Below are 14,393 nucleotides of genomic sequence, written 5' to 3'. Positions count from 1 at the left end.
CCGGCACGGGCACCATCAGCTTTCCCGCACGGTTACCGCCGCCATCGGCGACGGGCCACAGCTGCTAACGGACGCTCCGGTGCCGAAAACTCTGCTCAACGCCCTGTTGCTGGTCATCGGCTGGTTCGCCTGTGTGGTCGGCGATGGCCCCTGGTTGTGGCTGGTGGCCGCGATCATGCTGGTGCACCTGCTGTACATCGGCAGTTGGCAGCGCGAGGGCAGACTGCTGGCCAGCGTGCTGCTGTTCGGCAGCGCCGTGGACAGCTTCCTGCTGCAGTTCGGCCTGTTCGATTTCGGCGAACCCCGCCAGCTGATTCCGGTGTGGCTGGCGCTCACCTGGCTGCTGCTCGGCAGCACCCTGTGCCACTGCCTGGCCTGGACGGCACGCCCCTGGTGGCGGGCCAGCCTGCTGGGCGCCTGTGCTGGGCCGCTGCATTATTACCTGGCTGCCGCCCTCAACCAGGTGGACTTTGCCCATGGCAACGGCACCACCCTGTTCCTGCTGGCCCTGATCTGGGCCGTGGCATTGCCGGTGCTGCAGGGCTTCGCCCGGCTGTATGCCGCAGACAGCCACTCGGCGCGGCGCTAACTGGCGTAGAATGCGCCGATGAGCGCCAGCCACCATATCCCCCACCAGCAGATCACGGAAAGCAGCGAAGTCAGCTGCAGCACCTGCGCGGCCTGCTGTTGCCAACTGGAAGTCATGCTGATCACCGACACCGGCGTGCCAAGGCGCTTCATCGACAACGATGACTGGGGCGGCGAGGTGATGCGCCGGCTGGACGACGGCTGGTGCGCGGCATTGGATCGGGACACCATGCGCTGCACCATCTATTCGGTGCGCCCGCTGATCTGCCGCGAATTCGAACTGGGGGCCCCCGAGTGCCTGGAAGAGCGTCGCGGCATTTCCAGCATCTACCGCTGACAGCACCTCAACCAGCTGGCCGTGAATTTGCTGCGGGCATAAGAGCGTGTTCACGATCCTGTGCACTTGGCAAACCGAAACCCGTATTCCTGCAGATCGGCGGCAAATGGCGGAAGCAGCCGTAGGGTGGATAGGGGCGCGTAGCTGACGCTCTTTTCATCCACCATCGCGATCGCAGAGCGGTGGACGGGTCGGGCCGCGTAGGTGAAGCGTCGGCTACGCGCCCCGGTCCACACTACAAATGGCCGCTTTCGCCCCTTTTTGCTGCCATTGCGCGTGGAGTCTCGTCGAAAGATCGTGAACAGGCTCGAAGAAACCGGGTGCGAAGCCCGGTTCAAGTAGTGCGAGAAACCCGCTTAGAAATTCAACCGATAATGCACGGCATAAGATTCGACGCCATCGTTGGGCTTCTTGATACCGGCATTGGAATAATGAATCGCACGAATACCGATTTCATGGCCACCAGCGAAACGCAGGCCGGCGCCGATGCGGTCTTCGAACTGGAACGATGAGCCCAGGTCGTTGGACTCGAGCTGGGTGTTGGAGAACGCCGCCACACCGATACCCGCTTCCAGGTAGGGTTTGACGTTCTGTCCGGCGAACTCGTAAACGAATACCGGCGCGAAGGACACGCTATGGTTGGTGGCGGTGTCGTCGCCTTCCCAGTAGGTGTAGCCGGCATCCCAGTAGCCCCCCAGGTGGCCGACACTGCTTTCGAACCAGCGGCTGTTGAAATCGAACTGAGCACCGAGACGGTAGACCATGGTGGAGTCACCGGACTGCCCCACGGAAAAGGTCAGACCTGCGGCCTGAGCCGCTGTTACCGAGCCAAGGGACAACGCAACTGCAGCGGCCAAGCCAACCAGCTTCTTCATTGGAAACACCCTTTTATAGCGATCACGGATTGTTTTAAGTGAGGCGCGGGAAAACTATAGTTACAGACGCTGGATAAGTTCCATTCGTTCTAGAAAAATTTACTGGCCATTGGCCAATGGCGGCGCCGCAAACCAGGCGCGGTGCATGCCTCAGGGAAAACGACTGACCTGGGCAGCATGGCCCCACAGCACCGGCATGATGCCCTGCATGCTGGATGGATCACCGCTGCACCAGAAGCGCTCAGGCGCTGGCGGCCCGACGGCCAGCAAGCCGCGTTCGCCGAGCAACCTTTGCAATTGCCGGGCCACCGCCGCGCCAGTGTCGATCAGGCTGATCGAGGGGTCGAGCCAGCGGCTCAGCAACGGCTTGAGAAAGGGATAGTGGGTACAGCCGAGAATCAGCGTATCGCAGCCCTCGGCGAGCAACGGGTCGACATAGCCGCGCAGCCGTTCATGCAGTCGCGGATCCTCCAGGTCGCCGGCTTCGATCAACTCCACCAAGCCCGGGCACGGCTGGGTGACCACCCGGACATCGCTGGCGAACTGGTCGAGCAGCGCGGCGAAACGCGCGCTTTTCAGGGTACCGGTGGTCGCCAGCACACCGACCACGCCAGAGCGGGTCGCCGCGGCAGCCGGTTTCACCGCAGGCTCCATGGCCACGATGGGTAATTGTGGATAAAGCCCGCGCAGCTCGGCCACACTGGCCACGGTGGCGGTATTGCAGGCCAGCACCAGCGCCTTGGCACCACGGGCGAGGAGGAACCCGGCGATGGCCCGGCAGCGCTCGCGAATGTAGTCGGCGCTCTTCTCGCCGTAGGGCACATGACCGCTATCGGCGACATACAGCAACGACTCGCGGGGCAGCAGGGTACGGATCTCGCGCAATACAGTGAGTCCACCGACGCCGGAATCGAACACCCCAATCGGTGCCTCACGCATGGGCATTGCCCGCACAGACCGTACACCCCGGATCGCGCTTGACCCGCAGCTCGCGGAAGCGCGAGCCGAAGGCATCGATCAGCAGCAACCGCCCCACCAGCGGCTCACCGAAACCGGCCAGCAGCTTGAGGGCTTCGAGAGCCTGCAGGCTGCCGACCAGGCCGACCAGCGGGCCTGCCACGCCGGCTTCACTGCAGGTCAGCTCGGCTTCGCTGCCATGGCCGTACAGGCAGTGATAACAGGGGCTGTCGGCACGTCGCGGGTCGAACACCGACAACTGCCCTTCCAGGCGGATCGCAGCGCCACTGACCAGCGGCCTGCGGGCGTCGACACAGGCCGCGTTGACCGCCTCGCGGGTGGCGAAATTGTCCGAGCAGTCGAGCACCAGATCGACCGCCGTCACCGCTGCGGCCAGGGAGTCCGCATCCAGCGCCTGGCGGTGGGCGCATAGCCGGATGCCGGGGTTGATCGCCGCCAGCCGCGCCAGCGCCGAATCCACCTTGCTCTGGCCGATGCTCGCGGTATCGTGGGCGATTTGCCGCTGCAGGTTGCTCAGCTCGACGCTGTCGAAATCCGCCAGGTGCAGCTCACCGACCCCGGCAGCCGCCAGGTACAGCGCCACCGGGGAGCCGAGCCCTCCGAGACCGACGATCAGCACGCGGCTGCCCTTGAGCCGCAGCTGGCCGTCGATATCGATCTGCGCCAAGAGGATCTGCCGGCTGTAGCGCAGCAATTCTTCGTCAGTCAACTGTTCATTCATGCGGCCACCGCCCCAGGCTGATGCGTTCATGATTGGCCAGGTCGCGGCGGCTGTGGACCTCGACGAAACCGCGCTGGCTCAGCAACGCACGCACGGCCTCGGCCTGATCGAAGCCATGTTCGAGCAGCAACCAGCCGGGAGCCAGCAGATGCGCCGGCGCCTGCTCGATGAGCAGACGGATATCGTCAAGCCCATCGACGCCCGATACCAAGGCGCTGCTCGGTTCGAAACGCACATCGCCCTCGCCCAGATGACGGTCGTCACGGGCGATATAGGGCGGGTTGCTGACGATCACGGCATAGCGCTCGCCGCTCAGCCCTTCGAACCAGTGGCTCGAAAAAAAGGCAGCGTTGTCCAGGCCCAGGCGCGCCCGATTGCTTTCAGCCAGGGACACCGCGGCGTCGACCCGATCGACCCCAGTCACCTGCCAGGCCGGGCGCTCGCTGGCCAGGGCCAGGGCGATGGCACCAGTGCCGGTACCCAGGTCGAGCACTCGCGCCGGGCCGCCAGACAATAGCGCCAGCGTGGTTTCCACCAGCAATTCGGTGTCAGGACGGGGGATCAGGGTATGCGGCGCGACCTCCAGATCCAGGCTCCAGAAGCCCTGCCGGCCGAGAATGTAAGCCACCGGCTCGCCGTCACGTCGGCGTACCAGGCTGACCGCGAATCGCGCCGCTGCGTCGTCCTCGACCTCACGATCCGCCCAGGTGCGCAGGTAGCTGCGCGGCTTGCCAAGGGCGTGGGCCAGCAACAGCTCGGCATCCACCCGGGCGCTGGGCGAGTCCGGCAGTTCAACGGCGTTCAATAGAGACTCAATGGAAGCCATGACACACCGCCGTTCTTGGACGCTTGCTTGCCAGCGATACCGTTCGCACGGTGATCGCCGGCAAGCCGGCTCCTGCAGGAAATGTATCGATCACGTACGCACCGTCCACGACATCCTTCCTTAACACGGCCAGGGCTCAATCGCCCAGCGCGGCCAACTGGTCGGCCTGGTATTCGGCGAGCAGCGGTTCGATCACCGCGTCGACGCCACCGGCGATCACGTCGTTCAGCGAATACAGAGTCAGGTTGATGCGGTGATCGGTGACTCGGCCCTGGGGGAAATTGTAGGTACGGATGCGCTCGGATCGGTCACCGGAACCGACCAACAGCTTGCGGGTATCGGAAATTTCCTTGTGGGCGGCGGCGTCCTGCTGGTCCTTGAGCTTGGCCGACAGCCAGGCCATGGCCTTGGCGCGGTTCTTGTGCTGCGAACGCTCTTCCTGGCACTCGACCACGGTACCGGTGGGAATGTGGGTGATGCGGATCGCCGAATCGGTAGTGTTGACGTGCTGACCACCGGCCCCCGAAGAGCGGTAGGTGTCGATGCGCAGATCGGCCGGGTTGATCTCGATGGCCATCTGCTCGTCCGGCTCGGGCAGCACCGCCACGGTGCAGGCCGAGGTATGGATGCGGCCCTGGGACTCGGTTTCCGGGACGCGCTGCACACGGTGCGCGCCGGATTCGAACTTGAGCTTGGCGAACACATTGTCGCCCTCGACCCGGGCGATCACTTCCTTGAAGCCGCCATGCTCGCCTTCGTTGGCCGACAGGACCTCGATGCGCCAACCCTGCTTCTCGGCGTAGCGCGAGTACATGCGGAACAGGTCGCCGGAGAAGATCGCCGCCTCGTCGCCACCGGTACCGGCACGCACTTCGAGGAACACGTTGCGGCCGTCGTTGGGATCCTTGGGCAGCAGCATGCGCTGCAGGCTGCCTTCCAGCTCGAGAAGGCGAGCCTTGGCGGTATCGACTTCCTCCTCGGCCATTTCACGCATGTCCGGATCGCTGTCCTTGAGCAGCGCCTGGGCGCCCTCGAGGTCGGCCTGCACCCTGCGAAACTCGCGGAACGCTACGATCACCGGTTCGATCTCGGCGTATTCCCTGGAATAGGCGCGGAACTGGTTCTGGTTGCCGATCACTTCGGCATCGCCGAGCAGCGCCGTGACTTCTTCGAAACGATCCTGCAACACGTCGAGTTTATTGATCAGCGAAGCTTTCATTGCATGCCTTCTATTTATTTGACCAAGCCGGACGACGCGCCGTCTTCGAGGGCGAAGAGTTCCTGGGCCACGCCAAGGGCGTCGGCGCGCCCATCGGCGGAGAATTTTTTCAGTTGCACGCTGGGCGCGTGCAGCAGTTTGTTGGTCAGCCCCCGGGCCAATTGCGCCAGCACTTCCTCGGCGGCGGCACCATTGGCGAGCATGCGCTGGGCACGGGCCAGTTCATCGTCACGCAGGCGCTCGGCCTGCTGCCGGTAGGCGCGCAGCACATCCACCGCGGCCAGTTCGCGCAGGCGCAACATGAAATCGTCGGCGCCGACGGCGACCAGTTCCTCGGCGGCCTGGGCAGCGCCCTGGCGACTCTTGAGGTTCTCTTCGATGACTTCGTGCAGATCGTCGACGGTGTACAGGTAGACATCGTCCAGCTCACCGACCTGGGGTTCGATGTCCCGCGGCACCGCGATGTCGACCATGAAGATCGGCTTGTGCTTGCGCTGCTTCAGGGCACTTTCGACCGCCCCCTTGCCAAGAATCGGCAACTGGCTGGCCGTGGAACTGATGACGATATCGCTGTGCGCCAACTCCTGGGGAATATCGGAAAGCAGCACGGCGTGTGCGCCGAACTGCTCGGCCAGGCTGCTGGCACGTTCGAGAGTACGATTGGCCACGACGATTCGCTTGATCCCTTGATCATGAAGGTGACGGGCGACCAGGCTGATGGTCTCCCCCGCGCCGATCAGCAGCGCCTGGCTGCGATGCAGGTCGGCGAAGATCTGCTTGGCCAGGCTCACGGCGGCGAACGCCACCGACACCGGGTTCTCACCGATGGCGGTATCGGTGCGCACCTGCTTGGCAGTGCTGAACGTGGCCTGGAACAGGCGCCCGAGCAGCGGCCCCAGGGTCCCGGCCTCTCGGGCGACGGCGAAGGCGGACTTCATCTGGCCGAGAATCTGCGGCTCGCCCAACACCATGGAATCGAGGCCGGACGCCACGCGCATCATGTGACGAACTGCCGCATCGTCTTCGTGGACATAAGCGCAGGCGCGCAGCTCTTCGACGCTCAAATGGTGATAATCGGCCAACCAGCCAAGCACCGCATCGACACCTGGGCCGTCCTGCTCCAGGTACAGCTCGCTGCGGTTGCAGGTCGACAGGATCGCCGCCTCTCGACTTGGCGTGTGCCGGCACAGCAGTTGCAATGCCTCCACCAGTTGCTCCGGGGTAAAAGCCACGCGCTCGCGGACATCCACCGAAGCGGTCTTGTGGTTGATACCGAGGGCGATAAAGGCCATGCACGTCGCTGACAAGGTGGCGGAAGCCGGCAATTGTCCTACTTCGCTCGAGGCAGGACAACCACTGCCCACCGCATGGACACGATAGCGAGGCTTGATCGCAGGCAATGATAATTACTCAGCCACCTTGTCCACATGGCGTCACCCGACCGCCACACAGCCGCCGATGATCCGCCCTTCCCCACCCGCTATGGTCGCGGTTGCAACGGCAATGCCCGGCCGTGCTGGGGCACCGAGCATCCGATGCAACACTGCCAGGGTTCCACAGTCCAAGGTCACATCGCCAGGACACACGGCCTGCCCATGGGCTTGCCCGATGGCTTGTGTCATGATGGCCAAAACCGCAGGTTAGTCGCATTTTCTCTATGAATAGACCCATCGCGTTGCTGACCGCCCTTGCCTTCTTGGGTGGTTGCCAGTCTTTTGCGCCGTCCACTCCGGACGGCAACGTGCCCGTGGAAGAAGCGGGCAACGAAGCACCGGCCGAGGCGCCTCAGGTGTACGGCTCGTTCAGCCAGGAAACCCTGCTGGCCCTGCTCACCGCCGAGCTGGCAGGACAGCGCAACCGCTTCGATATCGCCTTGGGCAATTACGTGCAGCAGGCCAATTCGACCCAGGACCCCGGTGTTGCCGAGCGCGGCTTCCGGATCGCCGAATACCTGGGGGCCGATGAGGAAGCGTTGGACACATCCTTGGTATGGGCCAGGAATGCGCCCGCCAACGTGGACGCTCAGCGCGCAGCTGCCGTGCAGTTGGCACGCGCCGGTCGCTACGACGAATCCATGGCCTACATGGAGCGGGTACTGCAGCGCCAGGGCAACACCCATTTCGACTTCCTCGCCCTGTCGGCGGCGGACACCGATCCGGACACCCGCGCCGGCCTGCTGCAGAGTTTCGACCGCCTGCTGGGTAAATACCCCAACGACGGACAGTTGCTGTTCGGCAAGGCCCTGCTCCTGCAGCAAGACGACCGTCCCGAAGAAGCGCTGAAATTGCTCGAAAACAGCGACGCCAAGCATGACCAGGCGGCGCCACTGTTGTTGCGCGCACGCCTGCTGCAGAGCCTCGGGCGTGGCGAAGAGGCTTTGCCACTGCTCGAGAAGGGCATGGAGCAGACACCCGGCGACAAGCGTCTGCGCCTGACCTACGCCCGCCAGTTGGTCGAGCTGGGCCGCATGGACGAAGCCCGCAGCGAATTCTCCGCGCTGCTGCAGCAATTTCCTGAAGATGACGACCTGCGCTTCTCCCTGGCGCTGGTCTGCCTGGAGGCGGAGGCCTGGCGCGAAGCCATCGTCTACCTGCAGGAACTGGTCGAGCGCGACGCCCATGTCGACCCGGCCCAATACAACCTGGGGCGCGCCCATGAAGCACTGGGCGAAGTGGATGAGGCCCTGCTCGCCTACTCCATGGTCGGTGGCGGCAACGATTACCTACCGGCCCGCGTGCGCATGACCGACCTGCTGGTCGCCAACGGCCGCGGTGTCGAAGCCTCCAGGCACCTGGCCGAGGCCCGTGACAACCAGCCGGACTACGCGCTGCAGCTGTACCTGATCGAAGCCGAATCGTTGTCCAAGCAGAACCAGCCGGCCAAGGCCTGGGCGCTGATCCAGCAAGCGCTCGCGCAGTACCCCGGCGATATCAACCTGCTGTACACCCGCGCCATGCTCGCCGAGCCGCGTAACGACCTGAAGCAGCTGGAGCAGGACCTGCGCACCATCCTCGACCGCGAGCCGGACAACGCCATGGCGCTCAACGCCCTCGGCTACACCCTGGTCGACCGCACGGATCGCCATCAGGAAGGCCTGGAACTGATCCAGCAGGCTCACGACCTCAACCCCGAGGACCCGGCGATCCTCGACAGCCTGGGCTGGGCCAACTTCCGCCTGGGCAACCTGGCCGAAGCGGAAAAACTGCTGCGCCAGGCGTTCGAGCGCTTCCCGGATCACGAAGTCGCCGCCCACCTTGGCGAAGCGCTGTGGGCTCGAAACAAGCAGCGCGAGGCCAGGCAAATCTGGCGCGATGCACTGAAGGAACAGCCCGACAGCGAAATCCTGCGCAGCACCGTGCTGCGCCTGACCGGATCAGAGAGGCCTTGATGCAGTTCCGCCCCCTACTCGCACTCGCCCTGGTCACCCTGCTCGCCGGCTGCTCCGGCCTGTCCACCCGCGAAGCCGTGGAACAGGGTCAGGGCGACCCGGCGCGCTGGCAGGCGCACAAGCAGCAGATCGGCACCCTGGACGGCTGGCAGATCAACGGCAAGGTCGGCATCCGTGCACCACGCGACTCGGGCAGCGGCACATTGTTCTGGCTGCAGCGCCAGGACTACGCCGACATTCGCCTTTCCGGCCCGCTCGGACGCGGCGCGGCACGCCTCACCGGGCGGCCGGGTGACGTCCAACTGGAAGTCGCCAACCAGGGCCGTTACCAGGCAGGATCGCCGGAAGAACTGCTGCAGCAGCAACTCGGCCTGAACCTGCCGGTCTCCCACCTGCTCTGGTGGATCCGTGGCTTGCCCGCCCCGGACAGCAAGAGCCGCCTGACCCTGGACAGTGACAGCCGCCTGGCGCAGCTCAGCCAGGATGGCTGGGAAGTGAGCTACACGCGCTATGCCGAGCAGAACGGCTACTGGCTGCCCGAGCGCCTGCGTCTGGAAGGTCACGACATCCAGGTCACCCTGGTGATCAAGGACTGGCAACCGCGTCAACTCGGCCGGTAACCCTTCCCATCCATCAGCGCGCGATGCATTCCCGTATCGCGCGATGAAGCCGGCTCCTACGGTTGGGTGCGGTATTTGGCCGCAACCGTAGCTTGCGCTAATCTCTCATCCCCCTCTCGCCAGCCATTGCCCAATGACGACCCACGCCATTCCTGCACACGCCGAGCTGATCCTGCCGGCGCCGGCCAAGCTCAACCTGATGCTGCACATTCTCGGCCGCCGTGAAGACGGTTATCACGAGCTGCAGACCCTGTTCCAGTTCCTCGACCACGGTGACCAGCTCGGCTTCAGCCTGCGCGACGATGGCGTTATTCGCCTGCACACCGAGATTGCAGGCGTGCCCCACGACGGCAACCTGATCGTACGGGCTGCGCGGCAGTTGCAGGAACAGAGCGGCACGCGCCTGGGAGCGGATATCTGGCTGGACAAACGGCTGCCCATGGGCGGCGGCATCGGTGGCGGCAGTTCGGATGCCGCCACCACCCTGCTGGGTCTCGCCCACCTCTGGAAGCTGGGCTGGAGCGAAGATCGCCTGGCCGCCCTGGCCCTGAGCCTGGGCGCCGACGTACCGGTATTCGTGCGCGGCCGTGCGGCCTTCGCCGAAGGCGTGGGCGAGAAACTCACGCCAGTGCAGCTGCCGGAACCCTGGTTTCTCGTTGCCGTGCCGCAAGTGCTTGTCAGTACAGCAGAAGTTTTCTCCGACCCTGAGTTGACACGCGATACGCCGCCCATTAAAGTTCGCAGCCTTCTTGAGGGGGGCGGTCGTAATGATTGCCTGCCGGTCGTCGAGAGGCGTTACCCAGCTGTTCGTAACGCACTGATCTTGCTGAACAAATTCGTTCCGACAAGATTGACCGGCACTGGAGCTTGTGTGTTTGGGAGCTTCCCAAACAAGGACGATGCTGATAAAGTCGCCCGCCAACTTCCAGCCACACTGCCACGTTTTGTTGCGCAAGGTGCCAATGTCTCGATATTGCACCGCAAGCTGCAGGAACTGGCCGGGAAGTGAATGCGTAGCATCGGTTATACGTTACAGGGGCGTCGCCAAGCGGTAAGGCACCAGGTTTTGATCCTGGCATGCGTTGGTTCGAATCCAGCCGCCCCTGCCATAACCACCCAAGGGTGGCTCGTAACACCGAATCGAGCAGCATTGCGTCACACACGATACAGGGGCGTCGCCAAGCGGTAAGGCACCAGGTTTTGATCCTGGCATGCGTTGGTTCGAATCCAGCCGCCCCTGCCATTTTTATACTCATCCAGGTTACCCTCAGCCGACAGGTACTGCGCGTGTCCAAGATGATGGTCTTTACGGGGAATGCCAACCCCGATCTGGCGCGACGTATCGTTCGTCAGTTGCACATCCCCCTCGGCGATGCCTCTGTCGGAAAGTTCTCCGACGGCGAAATCATGATCGAAATCAACGAAAACGTCCGCGGTAAGGACGTCTTCCTGATTCAGCCGACGTGCGCGCCAACCAATGACAACCTGATGGAACTGGTGGTGATGGCCGATGCCTTCCGCCGCTCCTCAGCCACTCGAATCACCGCTGTCATCCCCTACTTCGGCTATGCCCGCCAGGATCGCCGTCCGCGTTCCGCCCGTGTGGCAATCAGCGCCAAAGTGGTGGCCGACATGTTGACCGTAGTCGGCATCGACCGTGTCCTCACCGTCGACCTGCACGCGGATCAGATTCAAGGCTTCTTCGATATCCCGGTCGATAACATCTACGGCTCGCCAGTACTGGTGGACGATATCGAAGACCAGCGTTTCGACAACCTGATGATCGTCTCCCCGGATATCGGCGGCGTGGTACGTGCGCGTGCCGTGGCCAAGTCCCTGGGTGTGGATCTGGCGATCATCGACAAGCGTCGTGAGAAAGCCAACCACTCCGAAGTGATGCACATCATCGGTGACGTGGAAGGCCGCACCTGCATCCTGGTCGACGACATGGTCGACACCGCCGGCACCCTGTGCCACGCGGCCAAGGCTCTTAAGGAACACGGCGCCGCCAAGGTATTCGCCTATGCGACTCACCCGGTGCTGTCGGGCCGTGCCATCGAGAACATCGAGAACTCGGTACTGGACGAACTGGTGGTGACCAACACCATCCCGCTGTCCGCTGCCGCGCAATCCTGTTCGCGCATTCGCCAACTGGACATCGCGCCGGTTGTCGCTGAGGCGGTACGCCGCATCAGCAATGAAGAATCTATCAGCGCGATGTTCCGCTAACCCGGAATACCGCTGGTAAAAAGACGCCTGGCCATTTGGCCAGGCATACCACTGAACCGCCCCGTCGCTGGTCGCAAGCGTAACGGGCGGTTTGGTTATTCTGGAGAAGTGAAATGACTGCTGAATTTACCCTGAATGCCGAAGCGCGTTCCGACCTGGGGAAAGGTGCGAGCCGCCGCCTGCGTCGTAACGCCGCCCTGGTGCCTGCCGTGGTTTACGGTGGCGAGAAAGCCCCTCTGTCCATCAGCCTGGTTGCCAAGGATTTCGCCAAGCTGCTGGAAAACGAAGCGGCATTCAGCCACGTGCTGAACCTGACCGTCGATGGCAAGAAAGAAAACGTCCTGATCAAAGCCCTGCAACGTCACCCGTCCAAAGGCTTCGTTCTGCACGCCGACTTCATCCGCGTGATCGCTGGCCAGAAACTGACCGCGCACGTACCGCTGCACTTCATCAACGAAGCCACCTCGGTTGGCGTCAAGCAAGGCGGCGGTGAAGTCCTGCACGCCCTGAACGAAGTCGAAGTTTCCTGCCTGCCGAAAGACCTGCCGGAATTCCTCGAAGTCGACATCGCCAAGGTCGAAGTGGATCAGACCGTTCACCTGTCGGACATCAAGCTGCCGAAAGGCGTTGAGCTGGTTGCCCTGGCCCACGGCAGCGATCTGCCGGTTGCCAGCATCCACCTGCCGCGCGTTCGTGTAGAAGACAGCGAAGGTGAAGGCGAAGGCGAAAGCACCGCCGAGTAATTGGCGAGTCCACAGCTGCGCTGTGGCTGCGCTTCAAGAAAGGGCTCCTGCATGACTGCCGTACAACTGATCGTTGGCCTGGGTAACCCGGGCCCGGAATACGACCAGACCCGGCATAATGCAGGGGCCCTTTTCGTCGAACACCTGGCAGAGCGCCTGCGCGTGAGCCTCAGTGTCGATCGCAAGTATTTCGGCCTGGTGGGCAAATTCGCCCATCAGGGTCACGACGTTCGCCTGCTCATCCCCACCACCTTCATGAACCGCAGCGGCCAGTCCGTGGCGGCGTTGGCGAATTTCTTCAAAATCAATCCCGAAGAAATCCTGGTGGCCCACGACGAACTCGACATGCCCCCCGGCGTCGCCAAACTCAAACAGGGTGGCGGGCACGGCGGGCACAACGGGCTGCGTGACATCATCGCGCAGCTCGGCAACCAGAATAATTTCCACCGCCTGCGGCTTGGCATCGGCCACCCCGGGCACGCCAGCCTGGTTTCCAACTTCGTGCTGGGCCGCGCACCGCGTGGCGAGCAGGAACTGCTGGATACCAGCATCGGCTTCGCCCTCGACGTCCTCCCGGAAATGCTCGCCGGTGACTGGACGGTAGCGATGCGCAAGCTGCACAGCCAGAAAGCCACTCTTTAACCTCTATCTAACGCCGTTGGCGCGAGGGACACACCATGGGATTCAACTGCGGCATCGTCGGCCTACCCAACGTCGGCAAGTCCACCCTGTTCAATGCCCTCACCAAATCCGGCATCGCGGCCGAGAACTTCCCGTTCTGCACCATCGAGCCGAACAGCGGCATCGTACCGATGCCCGACCCACGCCTCGAGGCGCTGGCGGAAATCGTCAAGCCCGAACGCGTGCTGCCTACCACCATGGAGTTCGTCGACATCGCCGGCCTGGTCGCGGGGGCGTCCAAGGGTGAAGGCCTGGGCAACAAGTTCCTCGCCAACATCCGCGAGACCGACGCCATCGCCCACGTGGTGCGTTGCTTCGAGGACGACAACGTCATCCACGTCGCCAACAGCGTCGACCCCAAACGCGACATCGAGATCATCGACCTCGAACTGATCATGGCCGACCTCGACAGCTGCGAGAAGCAACTGCAGCGCGTCACCCGCACTGCCAAGGGCGGCGACAAGGAAGCCGTGGCGCAGAAAGCGCTGCTGGAAAAACTCATCCCCCACTTCATCGAGGCCAAGCCGGCCCGCAGCCTGCTGAAAAGCCTGGGTGATGACGAGAAACGCCTGGCCAAGACCTTCCACCTGCTGACCACCAAGCCGGTGATGTACATCGCCAACGTCGCCGAAGACGGCTTCGAGGACAACCCGCTGCTCGACGTGGTACAGGCCATCGCCGACGCCGAAGGCGCCATCGTGGTGCCGGTGTGCAACAAGATCGAGGCGGAAATCGCCGAGCTGGACGATCTTGAGGAAATGCAGATGTTCCTCGAGACCATGGGCATGACCGAACCCGGCCTGAACCGCGTGATCCGCGCCGGTTACTCGCTCCTCAACCTGCAGACCTACTTCACTGCCGGCGTTAAGGAAGTGCGTGCCTGGACCGTCAAGGTCGGAGCCACCGCGCCGCAGTCCGCTGCCGCGATCCATACCGATTTCGAGAAAGGCTTCATCCGCGCCGAAGTCGTCGCCTATGACGACTTCATCCAGTTCAAGGGCGAGGCCGGCGCCAAGGAAGCGGGCAAATGGCGCCTGGAGGGCAAGGAATACATCGTCAAGGACGGCGACGTGATGCACTTCCGCTTCAACGTCTAGATGTGTAAACCCAGTACGTTGTTCAGTGGAAGTGGCGCGCGACTGATGGGTGGTAGGTAGCCTAGGCTGGCGTGAGGTCGGTGCCAGTTGT

General features: G+C 63.4%; 15 protein-coding genes and 2 tRNA genes. 11 read left to right on the top strand and 6 right to left on the bottom strand.

The genetic code is table 11. The annotated features are described in order from the left end of the window. The first annotated feature begins 79 nt into the window (after positions 1 to 79). Complete coding sequence (locus tag BLR94_RS13200) at positions 80 to 589, top strand: DUF2878 domain-containing protein (RefSeq protein WP_084306218.1); 510 nt, start codon at positions 80 to 82, stop codon at positions 587 to 589. An 18-nt stretch (positions 590 to 607) separates the two neighbouring features. Next, positions 608 to 925: a YkgJ family cysteine cluster protein gene (locus tag BLR94_RS13195; RefSeq protein ID WP_084306217.1), complete on the top strand. Its 318-nt coding sequence runs from the start codon at positions 608 to 610 to the stop codon at positions 923 to 925. A gap of 356 nt (positions 926 to 1,281) precedes the next feature. Here BLR94_RS13195 and BLR94_RS13190 read toward each other — a convergent pair whose 3' ends face one another. The 6 genes from BLR94_RS13190 to hemA form a co-directional block, all read right to left on the bottom strand. Further along, on the bottom strand, positions 1,282 to 1,800 hold the full coding sequence (locus BLR94_RS13190; protein ID WP_084306216.1) for an acyloxyacyl hydrolase: 519 nt from the start codon (positions 1,798 to 1,800) through the stop codon (positions 1,282 to 1,284). 150 nt (positions 1,801 to 1,950) lie between these two features. Then, on the bottom strand, positions 1,951 to 2,745 hold the full coding sequence (gene murI / locus BLR94_RS13185; RefSeq protein ID WP_084306215.1) for a glutamate racemase: 795 nt from the start codon (positions 2,743 to 2,745) through the stop codon (positions 1,951 to 1,953). Continuing rightward, on the bottom strand, positions 2,732 to 3,499 hold the full coding sequence (locus BLR94_RS13180; protein ID WP_084306214.1) for a molybdopterin-synthase adenylyltransferase MoeB: 768 nt from the start codon (positions 3,497 to 3,499) through the stop codon (positions 2,732 to 2,734). Before BLR94_RS13180 ends, murI begins: the two co-directional genes overlap by 14 nt. Beyond that, positions 3,492 to 4,325 (bottom strand): peptide chain release factor N(5)-glutamine methyltransferase, encoded by an 834-nt coding sequence (gene prmC / locus BLR94_RS13175; RefSeq protein ID WP_084306213.1) that lies wholly within the window; start codon positions 4,323 to 4,325, stop codon positions 3,492 to 3,494. The genes BLR94_RS13180 and prmC overlap by 8 nt, the downstream gene beginning before the upstream one ends. Before the next feature lie 136 nt (positions 4,326 to 4,461). Beyond that, positions 4,462 to 5,544 carry a peptide chain release factor 1 gene (prfA, locus tag BLR94_RS13170; protein WP_084306212.1) on the bottom strand — a complete coding sequence of 361 codons (1,083 nt, stop codon included), beginning with the start codon at positions 5,542 to 5,544 and terminating at the stop codon, positions 4,462 to 4,464. 14 nt (positions 5,545 to 5,558) lie between these two features. Beyond that, positions 5,559 to 6,836, bottom strand: coding sequence for a glutamyl-tRNA reductase (gene hemA, locus BLR94_RS13165; RefSeq protein ID WP_084306211.1), 1,278 nt, complete (start codon positions 6,834 to 6,836; stop codon positions 5,559 to 5,561). A 365-nt stretch (positions 6,837 to 7,201) separates the two neighbouring features. On the opposite strand from hemA, the gene BLR94_RS13160 reads away from it, so the two are divergent. The 9 genes from BLR94_RS13160 (at position 7,202) to ychF (ending at position 14,302) form a co-directional block, all read left to right on the top strand. Beyond that, positions 7,202 to 8,932 carry a tetratricopeptide repeat protein gene (locus BLR94_RS13160; protein ID WP_084306210.1) on the top strand — a complete coding sequence of 577 codons (1,731 nt, stop codon included), beginning with the start codon at positions 7,202 to 7,204 and terminating at the stop codon, positions 8,930 to 8,932. Next, entirely contained in the window at positions 8,932 to 9,552 is a 621-nt protein-coding gene (gene lolB / locus BLR94_RS13155; protein WP_084306209.1) for a lipoprotein insertase outer membrane protein LolB, read from the top strand. Before BLR94_RS13160 ends, lolB begins: the two co-directional genes overlap by 1 nt. Before the next feature lie 133 nt (positions 9,553 to 9,685). After that, positions 9,686 to 10,561 (top strand): 4-(cytidine 5'-diphospho)-2-C-methyl-D-erythritol kinase, encoded by an 876-nt coding sequence (gene ispE / locus BLR94_RS13150; RefSeq protein WP_084306208.1) that lies wholly within the window; start codon positions 9,686 to 9,688, stop codon positions 10,559 to 10,561. A gap of 25 nt (positions 10,562 to 10,586) precedes the next feature. Further along, positions 10,587 to 10,661: transfer RNA gene (locus BLR94_RS13145), tRNA-Gln, on the top strand. A 59-nt stretch (positions 10,662 to 10,720) separates the two neighbouring features. Next, positions 10,721 to 10,795 (top strand) — tRNA-Gln (locus tag BLR94_RS13140). A 44-nt stretch (positions 10,796 to 10,839) separates the two neighbouring features. Further along, positions 10,840 to 11,781, top strand: coding sequence for a ribose-phosphate pyrophosphokinase (locus BLR94_RS13135; RefSeq protein WP_042556284.1), 942 nt, complete (start codon positions 10,840 to 10,842; stop codon positions 11,779 to 11,781). Between the two features lie 113 nt (positions 11,782 to 11,894). Then, complete coding sequence (locus BLR94_RS13130; RefSeq protein WP_084306207.1) at positions 11,895 to 12,524, top strand: 50S ribosomal protein L25/general stress protein Ctc; 630 nt, start codon at positions 11,895 to 11,897, stop codon at positions 12,522 to 12,524. Positions 12,525 to 12,575: 51 nt separating this feature from the next. Further along, complete coding sequence (pth, locus tag BLR94_RS13125) at positions 12,576 to 13,166, top strand: aminoacyl-tRNA hydrolase (protein ID WP_084306206.1); 591 nt, start codon at positions 12,576 to 12,578, stop codon at positions 13,164 to 13,166. Between the two features lie 35 nt (positions 13,167 to 13,201). Next, entirely contained in the window at positions 13,202 to 14,302 is a 1,101-nt protein-coding gene (ychF, locus tag BLR94_RS13120; RefSeq protein ID WP_084306205.1) for a redox-regulated ATPase YchF, read from the top strand. The last annotated feature ends 91 nt before the right edge of the window (positions 14,303 to 14,393 follow it).

It is taken from the genome of Phytopseudomonas flavescens (assembly GCF_900100535.1).
GTDB classification, from domain to species: Bacteria; Pseudomonadota; Gammaproteobacteria; order Pseudomonadales; family Pseudomonadaceae; genus Aquipseudomonas; species Aquipseudomonas flavescens.
This window is presented reverse-complemented; position numbering and strand designations above follow the sequence as displayed.